This is a genomic window from Vreelandella nanhaiensis (genome assembly GCF_003990185.1).
Classification (GTDB): Bacteria; Pseudomonadota; Gammaproteobacteria; order Pseudomonadales; family Halomonadaceae; genus Vreelandella; species Vreelandella nanhaiensis.
This window is the reverse complement of record NZ_RZHF01000022.1, coordinates 146,270-162,332: the sequence shown is the minus strand read 5'-3', so window position 1 is coordinate 162,332 and position 16,063 is coordinate 146,270. Positions and strand designations below refer to the sequence as shown.

Genomic DNA, 16,063 nt, shown 5'->3' with positions numbered 1-16,063 from the left:
ACGGGCCAGAATATATCAGTGGTAAGTTATCGGCATGGGCGGAAGGTCAAGGTATTCAGCTGATGTTTATCCAGCCAGGAAAACCCCAGCAGAATGCTTATATAGAACGCTACAATCGAACGGTGCGCTATGACTGGTTAGCCCAATACCTGTTTGAAAGTACCGAAGAGGTTCAGGATTACGCCACTCGTTGGCTCTGGCACTACAATCACGAGCGCCCTAATATGGGGCTTGGAGGGATCACCCCTCAACAGAAACTGGCCGCTGTGGTCTGAACTCTACTTTTGAAACCCTCTGAAAATGGGGGGATTACCTTGGCAAGGTTGAGTAAGTACGGACCCCATTTATCGAGTTTAACTAAGGCTAATTCTTTTGCTCTAACTTCGAGAACTGCCTAGCTCAGAGCAAGCTTGGTTATACACTAGACTGACAAGGAGAGGTGACATGTTGAAGTTTCTGGCAAGTACGGCAGGCATCATATTTATCATAGGCTTGGTCGTGGTTATCGGCCTATTAATGCTTATTTTCTGAGGCTATTATGGGGGAGCCTAAAAGGCCACAGAGATACCCATGACGGTTCTGAGTATTATTGCTGGTTATCTGGACATGTAATTTTACAAATATCTATTTGCTAGGTAAATCATCGTTTACTAGTGTGACAAGTGCACACGGGAAAGTGGTTAAACGCTGGTTACAGCTAACCGTGAAGAGAAAGATATCCCTTCATCAAATTGAAGAGGATATCTAGCCAATTATCGACTACGAAGGAGAGCTATCATGGCTGAACATCGTGGCGGTTCAGGTAATTTTGCAGAAGATCCCAAGCGCGCCTCTGAAGCAGGCAAGAAAGGTGGTGAGCATAGCGGAGGTAACTTCGCTAATGACCCCGAGAAGGCTTCTGAGGCGGGAAAGAAAAGCGGTGGCAACTTTGCCAACGATCCTGAAAAAGCGTCAGAAGCTGGCCACAAGGGTGGGCAGAATAGCGGCGGCAATTTCGCCAATGACCCCGAGAAAGCGTCTGAAGCTGGCAAGAAAGGCGGGCAGAACAGTCATGGTGGAGGCCGTAACTCCTGATGGCGCCAAGCCATAATTAAAGGAATTTTCAGTAAGCTTGGGAAAGGAATCCCCTGTATCTGCCAACGGTGTCTATAGCCGTTGGCGGTTTTTTTTAGGGCAAATGGAAAATATTGCTACGTTGACTTCCCTTTAACTCTTCGGCCGATGAATTGTAGAACGAATCTGTCGAGTCATGAAAGAAAATCAGCCAAGAACCCCGTCTGCTCCTATCAATCTCAGGGGAGCGTGCCTGTACCTATCATCTAGTATGCCATTAGCTAACTAACCAGATGCTCCCTCTTCTTTCCTGAGCGACTTGTTCAGTGTTGTCGAGCGTTCTTACAAGTTGGCCACATTGTCGGTTTCGTCGGCGATATCTTGCCCAAGAACACTTGCGATCGCATCCTTCAGGTTGATAAACCCTACCCAGATATCGACGGCGTTATACCCATGCAGAGGCTCTGCTGATCCCGAATATTATGTTTTATTAATCTAGGTCAGAGCCTTGATCTCACTACGTACGTCGATGCCGGGCCAGGCCCTGCGGTGTTAATTCAGCTAGCTTGATCCAGCGATCCTCAACTAGGTTGAAATTACCGCCATCTACTATGCTGCCCTTAGCCGACACATAGGTACGTGATAGGAGCCTGCCATGACAACACGATCACGAGACAGTATCGAAAATATCTGGGGAGAAAGAACGCCCTACGCTGGCCAATGGCTTGATCGCCTGGATTATCAGCTTGCCGACGATACGCCCGACCGCTGGGTACAATCGGCCTGCGTGCTGTGTTCGAACGGGTGCGGGTTAGACATCGGCGTCAAAGACGGGAAGATCGTCGGCGTGCGCGGTCGTAGTGATGACCGGGTCAATCGAGGCCGCCTTGGGCCGAAGGGAATGCACGGTTGGGTTGCCAATCACAGCGAAAATCGACTTACTCAGCCGCTGGTTCGCCGCGAAAGCGGAGAGCTGGAACCGACCAGCTGGGACGAGGCGATGGACCTGATTGTGCGTCGCTCAAAGGAAATCCACGAACGATATACAGCCAACGCGATAGGCTTCTACACCTCGGGCCAGCTGTTTCTGGAGGAATACTATACCCTCGCCGTGATTGGCAAGGCTGGCCTTGGCACGCCCCACATGGATGGTAATACCCGGTTATGCACCGCCACTGCTGCCGCAGCGTTGAAGGAAAGCTTCGGCTCGGATGGTCAGCCGGGTAGCTATACTGATCTGGACACGACCGACGCGATCCTCCACGTCGGCCACAACATTTCCAATACCCAGACCGTGTTATGGATGCGAATTCTCGACCGGCTACACGGACCCCGCCCGCCCAAGCTGGTGGTGATTGATCCGCGGCGTACGGCTACTGCGGCCGAGGCGGATGTTCACCTGGCGCCACGGGTCGGCACCAACGTGCCATTGCTCAACGGTCTGCTCAACTTGATCATTGAAGCGGGACACATCGACCAGGACTTCATCGACAATCACACAATGGGCTTCGATACGCTCAGGCAAACGGTGGCGAAGTATTCACCAGAGCGTGTTGAAGAACTGACCGGCGTGCCGGTAGCTGATCTGCGTGCTGCTGCTGCGATTCTCGGCGAGGCCAAAAGCCTAGTCTCGACAGTCTTGCAGGGCGTCTATCAGTCGAACCAGGCAACGGCTGCAGCGGTTCAGGTTAACAACATTAACCTCATCCGCGGGCTAATTGGTAAGCCTGGCAGCGGGATATTGCAGATGAATGGCCAGCCTACGGCGCAGAACACGCGTGAGTGCGGTGCCGACGGCGACCTGCCAGCCTTTCGCAATTGGGAAAACCCGGACCATGTCCAACAGTTGGCAGATGTGTGGAACATCGAGAAAGAGCAACTTCCAGCCTGGAAGCCGCCGACGCACGCACTGGAAATCTTCCGCTATGCGGAAAAAGGCACTTTGAAGATGCTCTGGATTTCGGCCACCAATCCAGCCGTATCATTACCGAACCTGCATCGTGTGCGTGCGATGCTTTCGCGTGATGATCTCTTCGTGGTAGTGCAGGATGGCTTTCATACCGAGACGACCGCGCTTGCCGATGTAGTGTTACCAGCAGCGATCTGGGGCGAGAAAACCGGTTGCTTCACTAACGTAGACCGAACGGTGCACATTTCACACAAGGCTATCGAGCCTCCGGGTGAAGCGCGCGCCGATCTCGATATCTGGCTCGATTACGCACGTCGGATGGATTTCCGCGATAAGGATGGCGAGCCGTTGATCAAGTGGAACACGCCCGAGGAGGCATTCGATGCGTGGCGCGAATGCACACGGGGACAACTCTGTGATTACACAGGGATGAGTTATGAAAAGCTAAGCGGTGGCTCTGGTATCCAGTGGCCATGCAATGAGCAGTATCCGGACGGGTGCGAGCACCTTTATACCGATCACGTCTTTCGCACATTTTATGATACAGCAGAAAATTTTGGCCATGATCTTGATACCGGCGCGGCCGTCACACCCAAAACATTCAAAGCTCTGCACCCCGCTGGTCGCGCTCTATTGAAGGGCACCGACTACGTTGCTCCTCACGAAACAGTGGACGACGATTACCCTTTACACCTGACCACTGGAAGAGTGGTGTACCACTTTCATACGCGGACCAAGACAGCCCATTCTCGAGAACTGAACGAAGCGGCGCCGGATGCCTTTATTCAGCTTAATGCCGAGGATGCAGCGCGTCAGGGGATCGAAGAGGGAGACATGTTGCAGATCGAGAGCCGGCGCGGTTGGGCATACGCTGTTGCGCGTCTTGGTGATATCGAACCTGGCCATCTGTTCATGCCGTTTCACTATGGCTACTGGGACGATGACGAGCGGTCACGGGCAGTCAATGAGATAACGCTGTATGAATGGGACCCGGTGAGCAAGCAGCCGTATTTCAAGTACGCCGCAGTGCGTTTACAAAAGATGCAGCTGGGCCAACCCTTCGAGCTGGATGATCCGAAACGCGACGAGCATTTAAAGGAAGCTTCAGAGAACCCCAGACAGCATGTGGCTGATTATCTCGGTCTGCTCGACGATAGCTCGCGCGCCACGGCCCAGGCGCTGTTTGGGGTGGCGGAAAAGCATAAGGCTGAGCCGGACATTGGTGCGATATGCAAAATGCTGGCGCGCTTCTCACAAGCGCATGCCGAAGACCTGCAGCCGTGTATTCAGCGCTATGGTGAAACCCAGATAAGAGAGGCAGACAAGCTGCTTGAGGTGCTTCAGCCAAGCCACCATGAAGGGCCTCTCTCGCTTCTGCGCGACCTGCATGACTGCTGGCTATTGGCACAGGAGTCGCATATATCGATTGTCGTATTGCAGCAGGCAGCGCAGGCGCTGCGCGACGATGAAATGATGGAACTATTGCAGCGCATGTCGGGGCACAATAGCCGGCAACTGGCTTGGCTGAAGACGCGGATCAAGCAGACCGCTCCGCAAAGCCTGATAGTGCCCAGCTGATGAGCGAGAACATGAAGAAGAATGTAAGATCGTTTGGCGGCCCGGAGTGGTTCTGGTCGCCGGTTGCCGCTGCACTCACGACGCTATTGATCGGGGGTGTAGCGCTAGTTGCCGGCCAACCTTGGCTATTCCCTAGCTTGGGGCCGAGCATTTATTTACATATGCACAAGCCCAACCTAGAGTCAGCCAGGCTTTACAACACAGTAGTAGGGCACGCGACTGGTGTGGCCGCAGGTGCAGTCGGTGTTCTGCTGACCGGGGCAAGCCAGGACCCATCGGTGCTGTCGAGCCAGACTATGGCTCTGTCGCGTGTCGGCGCGTCGGCCATCGCGATGGGCGTTTGCTTGTTTATTCAGCAACTACTCAAGGCCTCGCATCCACCTGCTGCGGCCACAGCTTTGCTAATCGCCTTAGGCGGTTTCAAGTTGATACCTTCCGATATACTTGCCATTGCGGTAGGGGTCGGGCTGATCGCCTTGGTCGGGGAACCGTTGCGGCGCGCGCGCGTGGGTATTTTGTTCGGTGGCAAGCGTAATCAATAGCTTGGGCCTAAGCGGGTTGCGGCGTATTTCGTGAAGCTAACAGTATGATGTAGTTATTTTCACGGCAAGGTTCTGGGGTGTCGCCGAGCTTATTTCCCTTTGCTACTGATCGTCCTTTATCGGCATCTTCGTGGCGCTAATTTCTAGGAGCTTTTCTTGTAGGACGCGGTAGGAGTTCGGGGCCCCATCTGCTCCATAGAATTATAATGGCGGCCTATCAACTCCAGTATTTCGTACAGCCAGCACTATTCCTTCTGGACAAGAATCGCATCCAGTAGACCTGGAAACCGACTATTCATGTCATCTTTACGTAGCGAATTCATGTGGGTCGTGCCGATAGTCTGAGTATGTACTAACCCGACATCTCGCAGTATCCGGAAATGATGCGACATGGTGGACTTCGGGCGGCCACCATCTAACTCGCCGCAGCTTGCCTCACCTAATTCGTCAAGGTGCCGAACAATTTCCAGACGCACAGGATCACTCAAGGCGTAAAGTAGACGCTCAAGAACGAACTCACTAACGGGGGGATGTTTGAAAGGGCGCATGGGTAAATCATACACGAATTTGCCCTTTGTCCATAGTTCGAATATTATCGAAATTAAGTAATAACCCTTTCGGAGAAACCTTAATGTCTGCGCTGTTCCAACCCTTCACGCTGAAAGACGTCACCCTGCGTAACCGGATCGCCATTCCCCCCATGTGCATGTACTCCGCCGAAGATGGCCTGATCAATGAGTGGCACCGTGTGCACTACGCATCCTTGGCACGCGGTGGAGCGGGGCTGGTGGTGATCGAGGCAACCGCCGTCTCGCCGGAAGGCCGTATCACACCCGGGTGCGCTGGTATCTGGAATGACGAGCTTGCCCAGGCCTTCGTGCCAGTGGTGCAATCGATCAAAGCGGCCGGTTCGGTGCCGGGTATCCAGATTGCCCATGCAGGGCGCAAGGCCAGCGCGAACCGTCCGTGGGAAGGCGATGACCATATCGGCGAGGATGATTCGCGTGGCTGGCAGACCATTGCCCCGTCGGCGGTTGCCTTTGGCGCCCACCTCAACAAGCAGCCGAAAGCCATGACGCTGGAAGATATTGCTCAGGTGCGCGAGGATTTCGTGGCGGCCGCTCGCCGTGCGCGCGACGCTGGCTTCGAGTGGCTGGAGCTGCATTTTGCCCATGGTTATCTGGCCCAGTCATTCCTCTCCGAGCACTCCAACCATCGTGATGACGCCTACGGCGGTAGCTTCGACAACCGTAGCCGTTTCCTCCTGGAAACACTGGCGGCGGTTCGCGAGGTATGGCCGGAACACCTGCCGCTGACAGCTCGTCTCGGTGTTATCGAATACGACGGCCGGGACGAACAGACCCTGAGCGAGGCTATTGAGCTGACACGTCGCTTTAAGGATGGTGGGCTGGACCTGCTCAGCGTCAGTATCGGTTTCACCATTCCCGAGTCCAATATTCCCTGGGCCCCGGGCTTCATGGGCGACGTTGCTCAGCGCGTACGGCGCGAGGCGGGAATCCCGGTGGCCTCGGCATGGGGCTTCGGCACGCCGAGCATCGCTGAAGAAGCGGTCAGAAGTGGTCAGCTGGATCTGGCGATGATTGGCCGGGCGCATTTGGGTAACCCGAACTGGTCCTACTTTGCCGCTCAAGAGTTGGGCGTAGAGCGTGCAGCCTGGACGTTGCCCGCGCCCTATGCACACTGGTTAGAACGCTACAAGTGATCCCGTCGGGGCGAGGACGGCCTTGAGTGGCTTAATCGCCTGATACACCAGCGCCGGGAGGCGTTGGTGGTTACTCGGCTGAGCCAGTTTCTATGGCTTGGTTCTCCGTATCATTAGCTGAGGATAACGCTATGTCTCGTGTCATACGCTTTCATCACACTGGTGGCCCCGAGGTTCTGCAGGTCGATGAGGTTGACGTGCCCGCTCCCGGCGCGAACGAGGTTCAAATTCGCGTCAAGGCGCTTGGTATCAACCGGGCCGAGGTGATGTACCGTACAGGCCAGTACGTTATCGAGCCGACTTTCCCTGCCATGTTGGGTTATGAGGCTGCGGGAACCGTAGCGGCAGTGGGTCCGGGCGTGGTCAGCTTCGCTGTTGGCGATGTGGTTAGCGTGGTGCCGGCTTTTTCGTTTGCCGAATATGGCTTGTACGGGGAGTTGGTCAACGCACCCGCACATGCGGTGGTAAAACATCCAGAAACGCTCTCTTTTGTCGAGGCCGCAGCGACGTGGATGAAGTTTGTCACAGCCTATGGCGCGCTGATTGAACTCGGTGGGCTGCAGGCGGGAGAGACAGTGCTGATCCGTGCGGCGTCCAGTAGCGTGGGGCTTGCCGCTATCCAGATTGCCAGCATGGTAGGTGCCACCCCTGTGGCGCTGACCCGGACTAGCGACAAGCGTGAGGCCTTGCTCAAGGCAGGAGCGGCGGCAGTCATTGCGACCCAAGAGCAAGACATGGTGGCCGAGGTCATGGCTATTACCAATGGCGAGGGTGCTCGCATGGCCTTCGATCCGGTGGGCGGACCCGAAGTAGCCCTGGTGCTTAAGGCGCTAGCAAAACACGGCATCTTCTTCCAGTACGGCGCTTTGGACAGTCGGGATATCCCTGTGTCGGTCATGGATCTGCTCGGCAAGCATCTAACGCTGCGCGGTTATCAGCTTTTCGAGATTACTGAAGATCTAGAAAAACTCGAACGGGCCAAGTATTTCATCAATAAAGGGCTCGCCTCCGGGCAGCTGCGGCCGGTAATCGATCGTACATTCGGCTTCGACGAAATGGCCGAGGCTCACCGCTATATGGAGTCGAATGCCCAGGTGGGAAAAATTGTTGTCGCGTTGTAATCCAAATTTGGATTCTTCGCTATATGGTCGGTATGAGCATCTACAATACATTCGTGCCGATCGAACAGCGCCTCTCAATTAATCATAGACAGGAGGTTTGATGACAGTTCCCCTAACACTGGTCGCTACGCTACTCGCCAAGACCGGCTCCGAAGCCGAGCTCGAGCAAACGTTGCAGGACCTGCAAGCCCTAAGCCGAGCCGAAGCAGACTGTATCCAGTACGACTTCCATCGTGATGCCGAGCAAGCTCGCACCTTTCACATGATCGAGCAATGGCGGGACGAATCGGCGCTGACTGCGCACGAAGCGACATCGCATTTTCAGGCAGCGCTGCCAGTCATCGAACGCACTGCTGAAAAATTCTCCGTTACGAAAATGTACCGCGTTTCCTGAGGAACTCCGAATGAAAGCTATCGCACACTTCAAATGTTTGCCTGTTGAACACCCTGATGCCCTGGTGGAAATCGACCTTCCTGATCCAGTGCCGGGGCCGCGCGATTTGCTCGTAGAGGTCAAGGCCGTATCGGTCAATCCTGTCGATACCAAGGTGCGGCAGGGCTACGTGCCCCACGAGGACGAAAGCCAGCCGCGTATCCTCGGGTGGGACGCCGCGGGTGTGGTCAAGTCGGTTGGTTCCGACGTGACGTTATTCAAGCCTGGTGACAGGGTCTGGTACGCCGGGTCGCTGATCCGCCCGGGCAGCAACAGCGAACTGCAGCTGGTAGACGAGCGTATCGTCGGCTCAATGCCTGAGTCGTTAGACTTCAGCCAGGCGGCGGCATTGCCACTGACTTCCTTGACCGCTTGGGAGCTGCTCTTTGATCGCTTGGGTGTTGCGCGCGATACTACCGATCACGACGAAACGCTGTTGATCATTGGCGCTGCAGGCGGGGTGGGCTCGATCTTGACTCAGTTGGCGCGGCAGTTCACCGGGCTGACCATCATTGGTACGGCTTCGCGTCCAGAAACCCAGGCATGGGTTACCGAGCTTGGCGCACATCACGTCATCGACCATACCAAGCCGCTCAGCGAAGAGCTCAAGCGCATCGGTATTCCTGAAGTCAATTATGTTGCAAGCCTGACGCAGAGCGATCGGCACTACGAGCAAATCATCGAGTCGCTGAAGCCCCAGGGTAAGCTGGGACTGATCGATGATCCGGCCACGCTGGACGTCGTACCGCTGAAGCGCAAGAGCCTGTCGCTGCATTGGGAGCTAATGTATACCCGTTCGCTGTACGAAACAGAGGACATGCAGGAGCAGCACAATATCCTCAATGAAGTTGCGCGGCAGATTGATGCGGGTATTTTGCGCACTACCTTGGGCGAGAACTACGGGCGCATTAGTGCCGAAAATCTTCGTCGTGCTCATGCGCTGCTGGAAAGCGGCAAGGCGAAAGGCAAGGTCGTGCTGGAAGGCTTCTGATTGGACAAGTTTGTTACCGGCCCAGGAGGGCCGAAAAAAGCCCGCTGACTTCCCAGCGGGCTTTTTATTACAGAATGTGGAAGTTCAAACCTCCCCATCTGCCTTATAGAGTTAAATATATTAGTCCAGCTGCTGGTGGGTTAGAACGGTAGAACGCCGCTGAAACCAATCCCCAGTACGGCGATGATCACGACAACAACGACAATAACGGTAGTAGAAGGCATTTTACATTCCTTGTAAGTGGCTTGGATGGTCTTTCAGCTTAGCGCATGGGCTGCGTTTTCGCACGATAGAGGGATTTTATAGTTTGATTGAAGTGAGATGCAGGGAGAGCACTTTGGCTACGCTAAACCAAAAGCGCCCGGCAGAGGCTGCCGAGCGCTGTATCTTGTTGTCTAACCTGGTACTGCCTAGCGATCACTTACCGCAATTGCAATTATGACCACAGCCGGTAGAGCCGTCTTCATGGCCAATGGCGCACGACTCAGAGCAGAATTTCTGGCCGTTTTTCTCAATGGCCTGACTATCAACTGAACAATCGCACTTGGGGCATGCACATTGTTGCTGAGACATATTGCACCTCCTCTATTGGTACATCACAGCATAGACTCGACCGCCAGTGTTATGTAATTGCGTTTATGGCTTATCGCTTTATGTTCATGAAACGTTTTACATCAAGGCCCACAATGTCTGCTCGAAAAATGGCAGTTTATCGTCAAAGCTTTGCTGAGCTACATTTTTAAAAGTATCAATAATAGCTAAGCGTACTGCTACATCGGCTCGTTAGCTAGGAGGTACATATTATGTCAAACGGAACAGAACCTGCCTTTTCTATTCAGCATGAGGAAGGAGAGACAAGAGGTCGCTACGTGATTCATCTCGATAAGGGGAATGCGGAAATGACCTACTCCAAAGCGGGTGATTCGCTGCTGATTATCGACCATACCTTCGTACCTAGCAGTATGCGGAAACAATCAATTGGCGCTGCATTAGTGCGTCACGCAGTAGAGGAGGCGCGACACGCCGGTAAGAAAATTATGCCACTGTGCTCATTTGTAAATGCTCAATTTGCGCGCCATCCTGAGTGGAATGATGTGCTCGACCGCTAATCAAGCCTGTCTTGAATATGGCTGATGCCCGTCTCGCCCCAACGATAATACTGAGTCCATTTCCGCTCGGGGATTGCTGCAAAACGATTACGCAGAGAGGAATAGGCAGATGCAAAACGGCGCACAAGGTGGTTAACCAAGTGCGCCGTTTCGATACCCAGTCCGGTTTATCGCGTTTTAAAGAAACCGTGCAACAGGGCTACTTAAAAAGCTATAAGGTGATAGTGCCTGACAAGTAACCAAACAACAGCAGTACCAAGCTAAAGCCCCACATGATGCCAAAGGAGTAGCGGATATGCTTGCCCATTTCCAGCCCGGCAAGCTGTAATGCAAGCCAGACGGCCGGGGCCAGCGGGCTAACAAAGGTGCCGATAATATTACCGATTACCATTGCATAGGCAGTGGAAACCGCCGGTACGCCTGCGTTGCCTACCACTTCAACTACGATGGGCAGAAAGGCGAAGAAGTACGCATCGGTACTGAGTATAAGGTCAAACGGAACGCCGAAAATGCCAATCAATATATGCATATAGGGCACTACCGCGGCCGGCAGGATGGCGACGATATCCGCCGATAGCTCGCTCAGCATATTGGAACCGTTAAGGATGCCCAGGAAAGTACCGGCGGCAATAATGATCGTTGCCATGATCAGGGCATTGGGAGCATGTCGCTTGATACTCTGCATCTGGCCATCCATCTGGGAGATATTCACTGGCAGGGCGATGGCAACTCCTACCATGAAGACCAGCGCAGGCGGTAAAACGTCGGTCGTCAGTGCGCCAACCACGGCAATCAATAGCAGCGCGTTAAACGCCATTCGCCAGCCAGGCACCTTGTCTACCGGCTGCGTGTCAGCGGTTTGCTGGATAGCGGCGCCACTGACTGTATTATCGTGGGCGGTAAGCGGAGGCAGGCGTTTGATTCGGCGGTTTTCGCGCAGGCCCAATACCACGGCCAGCGCCAGCAGAAGCAGCAACGCAAATATCTGCAGCGGGATTAGCGGACGCCATAACTCACCGGCGCTCATGCCGAGTACGGAGCCAATCCGGGCAAGCGGGCCGGCCCAAGGCAGCATGTTCATGATGCTAGCGCCCAGGCCAACCAGCAGTAACAGCAGGTAAGGACTCATACGCAAACGTTGGTAGGTGGGCAAGAGGGCCGGGATGGTCAGCAGAAAAGTGGTCGCCCCGGAGCCATCCAGGTGCGCAATACTGGCAACCAGTGCGGTGGCGACGGTAATGCTGACCACGTTGCCTCTGGATATCGACAGTACCTTAAGAATGATCGGCTCAAAAAGCCCTGCATCCTGAAGAATGCCGAAAAACAGAATGGCAAATACAAACATGACGGCGACAGGAATAACCCGAGCGAACCCTTGTTCATAAAATGTCGCGATGTCGTCGATACCAAAACCAGTAACCAGGGCGGCCACAATAGGCACCAGCACGAACGCCACGAGGGGGGATACACGTCCGCTTAATAGCATGGCTACGATAGCAGCAATAGCAATTAGGCCCGCTAAGCTTAGCGACATTTTCAGCTCCTTGAGCATGCTTTTCAATCTAGGCTATTTCGTAATTTCCTAAATTAAACTAATGGTTAATAGACTAAGGTCGCGCGAATTATGGTGACTCTGTTTTAGGTGCACAACCTAGACTTTGTGCTTAGGAGCCATAAAAAAATCATGATTATCTGATACTAACGGGCAGAAAGAAGAGAGGAGGATGAACCAGCGCCTGGTTGGCCGTGCCTTATACCAAGCGGTTTAAGGCACGGCCCAACTGGCTGAAGTAATCGTGAAAAGCTGCATTGATGGCCTGGCGTGCGCTGCCTTGCGGATAAAGGCCCAGCTCGGCCTCCGGGGTGGCTTTTGTGCCTTTAACGAGAAAGTGATTCCTGATCGGCGCGTCCTGTACAAAGGCTTCAAACGCCCGGGCGCAAAGTTCTTCGGGCTTGCTGTAATAGGTTTGTCCCAGTGTTTGATCCATTTGCACTGAACGTTGAAACAGTTCGCTGGGGTGGCTGCCATCGGGCGTTAACAGAATGGCTTTAAAGCAGGCCATCAGGCGCTGGTTCAGGGGATGCTGAATGGGGCATGCATCCGCTAGCCAAGCGGTCGAGGCAAACATGCCGCGAGGGATGCTCGGGAAGCACTTTTGCGCAATATAGTGATCAAAGGCGTGAAACCACTCATGGGCGATGCTTCCCGGTCCTGCATTTTTAGCCAGCGCAAAGCTGCGCTGCGCGGGGTCGTAATGAGCTGCCACCCCTGGTCGTCCACCGCAGCCATATTGCAGCGCGAGCGAACCGCGTAACGACACCAGCGTTTCGGGTCCTTGTAAAATCAACATCAAATCGCAAAGCGCATCATGAAAAAGCGCCGCAGCATGGTCGCGCTCGGCAGGGGTTACCCAGCGCCCAATTTCGATGGAGCGAAAATCGAACTGGCGCCGGATAAGGGCGAAGCTGCTGGGCTCATTCTGACGGTGAGATGGCCCGTTACGATAAAACGTTCGTGCGTTGATGCTCACGGCCGCTCACTTGTTAACTACTAAAAGATTGATAATGCAGACTCTGCACAAGTTACATCTGAAAGGCTATGCAACCCTATAGAAGCCTGCCATCTACGCGATTAATCCTTAGCTTCTACGTTCCTAGCCTGAATAAAGTGCTGGCGCAAACGTGCCAATGACGCATCATCCCAGCCGGGCGGTTCAGAAAGCGCCGTCCAGGCATCAATATAGTGCTCCGCTGCAAACTCATGGCCAAAGCCTGGGGGGGCACTGCCGGTTGCCAGGTCTGCCAGTAGCTGCAGCATCGTGACTACCGGATACCAGCGCAGCTCGGGGGAAACATCCGGACCACGCGGCTCGCGCATCCAGGCCGGTTCACGCCAGAAAGCAGCAGGTTCGAAAAATGTGATGGGGTCGCTGGCATATTGCAGGTAGGCAATACGGAAATCTCCCCAATCGCCTGAAAGTGCTTGAAGCCCCTGGTTCTGGTTCATAAAGCGAACAACCGAGCCGCCACGGAATGTGGGGAGCCAAGCTGGCGAGCCAGGGTCGCGGTCTGCCGTGACACTTTGCCATGTATCGCTTCGAAAGGGCGGGCCGCTCCAGAGCACACCATTAAACGGGTCGTCAATAATATCGTAGAGGTCAAATGAGAGGTCTGAGTTGAGCGCTCCCAAGCTGAGCCCAAACAGATACAGGCGGGGGCGCGCATCGCTGGGAAGGCTTGACCAGTAGCCATATACTTCCGTGAATAACGCACGGGCATTTTCGACGCCATATTTTGCTTCAGCAATCAGCGATAGATGACTGGGGAGGTAGGAGTATTGGGCGGTAACCGTGGCAATATCGCCGCGGTGAAGGTATTCCACCGTATCCTGGGACCCAGGGTCTACCCAGCCACGCCCTGTGGGGGTAGCTAATATCAGTACTGAGCGTTCAAAGCCGCCGACCCGAATCAGCTCAGCCAGGGCCAGTTCGGCCCGCTCGCCAGGTGTTTCAGCGGCATTAAGACCTACATAAACGCGGATGGGGTCAGGCGCCTCTTCGCCCAAGAAGTCACCGATCTGCGCACCGCTGGGACCCTCGGTCACAAAACGGCGGCCCCGGCTTCCCAGTGCTTCCCAACTAATCAACGATGCTGCGCTGCCTGGCTTCATGGGGTTTTCAGAAGCAGCAAGATCGCTTTGCATCAGCTCGTCCATCTGCTGATAAGAGCGGTCGGCTACCTTAAGGGCATAAGAAAAGAAAACTCCTTCAATAACGAGCCAAAACAGTGCAATAGCGGCTACCGTTCCCAGCACATATGCCATTCGGCGCGGCAGGATATACGCTAACTTGCGGGAGAGCAGCCGGAATGTACGCTTGAAAAGCAGGGCTATGAGCATCAGAAACGCGAAAACGGCCAAGGCAATCAACGCGATAGAAAAAGGGCGCGTACCGCTGGCGGGCTCCATAGCCATGAGCTGACGAATACTGTTTTGCCACTCGGCGGCCCGCCATAGAAAAATGATCGCGATACTCAGGCATAGCGTTGCGACTAGCCATTGAACATACGTTTGCAACTGTCGAGTCGGTTCGGGCAAATGGAGATAACGCCACAGTCCATGTCCCATTACTCCCAAGGCATAGCCTGCAGTGAAGCTAAGACCCGAAACGATGCCCTGCGCGATGAGCGGGCGGGGCACTAGGCTGGGCGTTAGCGAAAATGCAAAAAAGAGCGTGCCCAGTACCAAGCCTACTCCTGAAAAGCGCATAAAGTGCAGAATAATCCTTTGCCGCTGACTGCTTGGTTCCATTCTTTACCCGTTTAACGCTGTCAGGCGTGTTGAAAAGTTCTTATAACTCTTTGATCGGAAGGACCAACAACCTGCCTAAACGTCGCTGGTACGTCGGCGTTGTACTGCAGGATGGCTTTATTCTATTTCAGGCGGGATTGACATGCGAATGTGGGCGGACGATTTGAAACAAGGCCACGATAAGCTGATTTTTAAGATTTCAGGGCGGTCACATGAAAAACAGCCCTCAAAGTGAGGACTGTTTTTCGTTACCTTAACCTTCCATGATGTTGCATTGCTCTCCATGAGCAGTCATTCCCTTGTGAGCGGTTTCCTTGCCGCGAACAGTACAGGCTGTAGCGAATAGTTAAGCAGTGTACAAGTAAAATTGTAAATATAGTGTACAAAAGCATTGCGAAACTGATTTAGAAACAAAATAAATCATATATAGGATCACGGTAGCCTATTTGAAAACCCTTGTTTGCAAGTAAGGATACGTTTCCAACGGTGGCATCTGTTGTACAGCCCTCTTCTGACGTAAGTTAGGGGCCATTACATGGCCGTAATTTATCGTCCAAACTGGTTTTTATAATGCTTTAAAATGACGAAATGAGTACAAATTGATGAATTCTAGTATCTTAATACATACAGGTTTGTACATAACGCTATTTATTCTTTTGTCCATAAAAGTTTGGCAGTTTTTTTAATATTTATAATATTGTACTGTTAGTTGTTGGGTCTTTAACTTATTTTATAATCTTTATTTTAAGAATAAGGAAAGATTTAAAAAAAATATAAGAGTTAGCTGTATTTTCTTATATTTATATTGATTTATATCTTTGATTGGTAATTAATTTTCTTGTTGTAATGATTATTTTGTTTGGAATATTAGTTGTTTTTTTGTTTTTTCATAACCTAGGTTAGATAATTAACAGACGATAAGGTCCATTGTGCGTTCATCGCATAAGGAAATTGCTTTAAGGGAAATCGAACTAGGAACGTTCGAAGTACACAAGGAGGGCAGGCAAGGACTGCTTGTAGGTCACAAGGAGGGGCAGGCCGGGAATGCTTGCAGACCATAAGGAAGAGCAAATAAGGAATGTTTGCAAATTACAGGGAAGAGTAATTAAGGAAGATGTGTAAAACACTACATGGATGAGCAAACAGGGAGTGTTTGCGGTGTATAGGGAAGAGCAAATCAAGGATATTTGCAGCGCACAAGGAAGCATGAACAGGATGTTCGTGATGCAGGATTAAGGACGAAATAATCCCCCCGCCAGTTATGGACGGGGGTTTTTTATTGCTGCTAAATAAGT

The 16,063-nt window shown here is 53.1% G+C and carries 15 protein-coding genes; 10 read left to right on the top strand and 5 right to left on the bottom strand.

Annotated elements, in window-relative coordinates; genetic code table 11:
- From ELY38_RS14985 to ELY38_RS14970, 5 genes are all read left to right on the top strand, one after another.
- A partial coding sequence (locus ELY38_RS14985; RefSeq protein WP_148113540.1) for an integrase core domain-containing protein occupies positions 1-275 on the top strand: 275 nt, incomplete at its 5' end.
- A 169-nt stretch (positions 276-444) separates the two neighbouring features.
- Positions 445-531, top strand: a complete 87-nt coding sequence (locus ELY38_RS19750) for a small membrane protein YohP (RefSeq protein WP_479694246.1) — start codon at positions 445-447, stop codon at positions 529-531.
- 246 nt (positions 532-777) lie between these two features.
- Positions 778-1,074, top strand: a complete 297-nt coding sequence (locus ELY38_RS19745; protein ID WP_127063046.1) for a con-10 family general stress protein — start codon at positions 778-780, stop codon at positions 1,072-1,074.
- A 634-nt stretch (positions 1,075-1,708) separates the two neighbouring features.
- Complete coding sequence (locus tag ELY38_RS14975) at positions 1,709-4,540, top strand: molybdopterin oxidoreductase family protein (protein WP_127063045.1); 2,832 nt, start codon at positions 1,709-1,711, stop codon at positions 4,538-4,540.
- 11 nt (positions 4,541-4,551) lie between these two features.
- A complete protein-coding gene (locus ELY38_RS14970) occupies positions 4,552-5,082 on the top strand; it encodes an HPP family protein (RefSeq protein WP_185858997.1) in 531 nt (176 codons plus the stop codon).
- Between the two features lie 245 nt (positions 5,083-5,327).
- Here ELY38_RS14970 and ELY38_RS14965 read toward each other — a convergent pair whose 3' ends face one another.
- Positions 5,328-5,630, bottom strand: a complete 303-nt coding sequence (locus ELY38_RS14965) for an ArsR/SmtB family transcription factor (protein WP_185858996.1) — start codon at positions 5,628-5,630, stop codon at positions 5,328-5,330.
- Positions 5,631-5,713: 83 nt separating this feature from the next.
- Here ELY38_RS14965 and ELY38_RS14960 point away from each other — a divergent pair, with 83 nt between their 5' ends.
- The 4 genes from ELY38_RS14960 (at position 5,714) to ELY38_RS14945 (ending at position 9,350) form a co-directional block, all read left to right on the top strand.
- Positions 5,714-6,805, top strand: a complete 1,092-nt coding sequence (locus ELY38_RS14960; RefSeq protein ID WP_127063042.1) for an NADH:flavin oxidoreductase/NADH oxidase — start codon at positions 5,714-5,716, stop codon at positions 6,803-6,805.
- A gap of 131 nt (positions 6,806-6,936) precedes the next feature.
- Positions 6,937-7,926 carry a zinc-dependent alcohol dehydrogenase family protein gene (locus tag ELY38_RS14955; RefSeq protein WP_127063041.1) on the top strand — a complete coding sequence of 330 codons (990 nt, stop codon included), beginning with the start codon at positions 6,937-6,939 and terminating at the stop codon, positions 7,924-7,926.
- Positions 7,927-8,026: 100 nt separating this feature from the next.
- On the top strand, positions 8,027-8,320 hold the full coding sequence (locus ELY38_RS14950) for a putative quinol monooxygenase (protein WP_127063040.1): 294 nt from the start codon (positions 8,027-8,029) through the stop codon (positions 8,318-8,320).
- A gap of 10 nt (positions 8,321-8,330) precedes the next feature.
- Entirely contained in the window at positions 8,331-9,350 is a 1,020-nt protein-coding gene (locus tag ELY38_RS14945; protein ID WP_127063039.1) for a zinc-binding alcohol dehydrogenase family protein, read from the top strand.
- A 417-nt stretch (positions 9,351-9,767) separates the two neighbouring features.
- On the opposite strand, the gene ELY38_RS14940 is transcribed toward ELY38_RS14945, so the two are convergent.
- Positions 9,768-9,923, bottom strand: coding sequence for a metallothionein (locus tag ELY38_RS14940; RefSeq protein WP_127063038.1), 156 nt, complete (start codon positions 9,921-9,923; stop codon positions 9,768-9,770).
- Between the two features lie 230 nt (positions 9,924-10,153).
- Between ELY38_RS14940 and ELY38_RS14935 the strand changes: the two genes are divergently transcribed.
- Positions 10,154-10,459: a GNAT family N-acetyltransferase gene (locus ELY38_RS14935; RefSeq protein WP_127063037.1), complete on the top strand. Its 306-nt coding sequence runs from the start codon at positions 10,154-10,156 to the stop codon at positions 10,457-10,459.
- Positions 10,460-10,670: 211 nt separating this feature from the next.
- On the opposite strand, the gene ELY38_RS14930 is transcribed toward ELY38_RS14935, so the two are convergent.
- The 3 genes from ELY38_RS14930 to ELY38_RS14920 all read right to left on the bottom strand — a co-directional run bounded on the left by ELY38_RS14930 (position 10,671) and on the right by ELY38_RS14920 (position 14,768).
- The gene (locus tag ELY38_RS14930) at positions 10,671-11,993 is read right to left on the bottom strand and encodes a CitMHS family transporter (protein WP_127063036.1); all 1,323 of its coding nucleotides are present in this window, start codon (positions 11,991-11,993) and stop codon (positions 10,671-10,673) included.
- 217 nt (positions 11,994-12,210) lie between these two features.
- Positions 12,211-12,990 (bottom strand): CLCA_X family protein, encoded by a 780-nt coding sequence (locus ELY38_RS14925; RefSeq protein WP_127063035.1) that lies wholly within the window; start codon positions 12,988-12,990, stop codon positions 12,211-12,213.
- Positions 12,991-13,091: 101 nt separating this feature from the next.
- Entirely contained in the window at positions 13,092-14,768 is a 1,677-nt protein-coding gene (locus tag ELY38_RS14920) for an alpha/beta hydrolase (RefSeq protein ID WP_127063034.1), read from the bottom strand.
- Positions 14,769-16,063: the final 1,295 nt, after the last annotated feature.

What these genes read in the sequence shown, in the direction of transcription:
- ELY38_RS14920 (WP_127063034.1), bottom strand. Translation starts at nt 14,768, where the DNA reads ATGGAACCAAGCAGTCAGCGGCAAAGGATTATTCTGCACTTTATGCGC.
- ELY38_RS19750 (WP_479694246.1), top strand. Translation starts at nt 445, where the DNA reads ATGTTGAAGTTTCTGGCAAGTACGGCAGGCATCATATTTATCATAGGC.
- ELY38_RS14970 (WP_185858997.1), top strand. Translation starts at nt 4,552, where the DNA reads ATGAAGAAGAATGTAAGATCGTTTGGCGGCCCGGAGTGGTTCTGGTCG.
- ELY38_RS14950 (WP_127063040.1), top strand. Translation starts at nt 8,027, where the DNA reads ATGACAGTTCCCCTAACACTGGTCGCTACGCTACTCGCCAAGACCGGC.
- ELY38_RS14965 (WP_185858996.1), bottom strand. Translation starts at nt 5,630, where the DNA reads ATGCGCCCTTTCAAACATCCCCCCGTTAGTGAGTTCGTTCTTGAGCGT.
- ELY38_RS14975 (WP_127063045.1), top strand. Translation starts at nt 1,709, where the DNA reads ATGACAACACGATCACGAGACAGTATCGAAAATATCTGGGGAGAAAGA.
- ELY38_RS14930 (WP_127063036.1), bottom strand. Translation starts at nt 11,993, where the DNA reads ATGTCGCTAAGCTTAGCGGGCCTAATTGCTATTGCTGCTATCGTAGCC.
- ELY38_RS14940 (WP_127063038.1), bottom strand. Translation starts at nt 9,923, where the DNA reads ATGTCTCAGCAACAATGTGCATGCCCCAAGTGCGATTGTTCAGTTGAT.
- ELY38_RS14935 (WP_127063037.1), top strand. Translation starts at nt 10,154, where the DNA reads ATGTCAAACGGAACAGAACCTGCCTTTTCTATTCAGCATGAGGAAGGA.
- ELY38_RS14960 (WP_127063042.1), top strand. Translation starts at nt 5,714, where the DNA reads ATGTCTGCGCTGTTCCAACCCTTCACGCTGAAAGACGTCACCCTGCGT.
- ELY38_RS14955 (WP_127063041.1), top strand. Translation starts at nt 6,937, where the DNA reads ATGTCTCGTGTCATACGCTTTCATCACACTGGTGGCCCCGAGGTTCTG.
- ELY38_RS14945 (WP_127063039.1), top strand. Translation starts at nt 8,331, where the DNA reads ATGAAAGCTATCGCACACTTCAAATGTTTGCCTGTTGAACACCCTGAT.
- ELY38_RS19745 (WP_127063046.1), top strand. Translation starts at nt 778, where the DNA reads ATGGCTGAACATCGTGGCGGTTCAGGTAATTTTGCAGAAGATCCCAAG.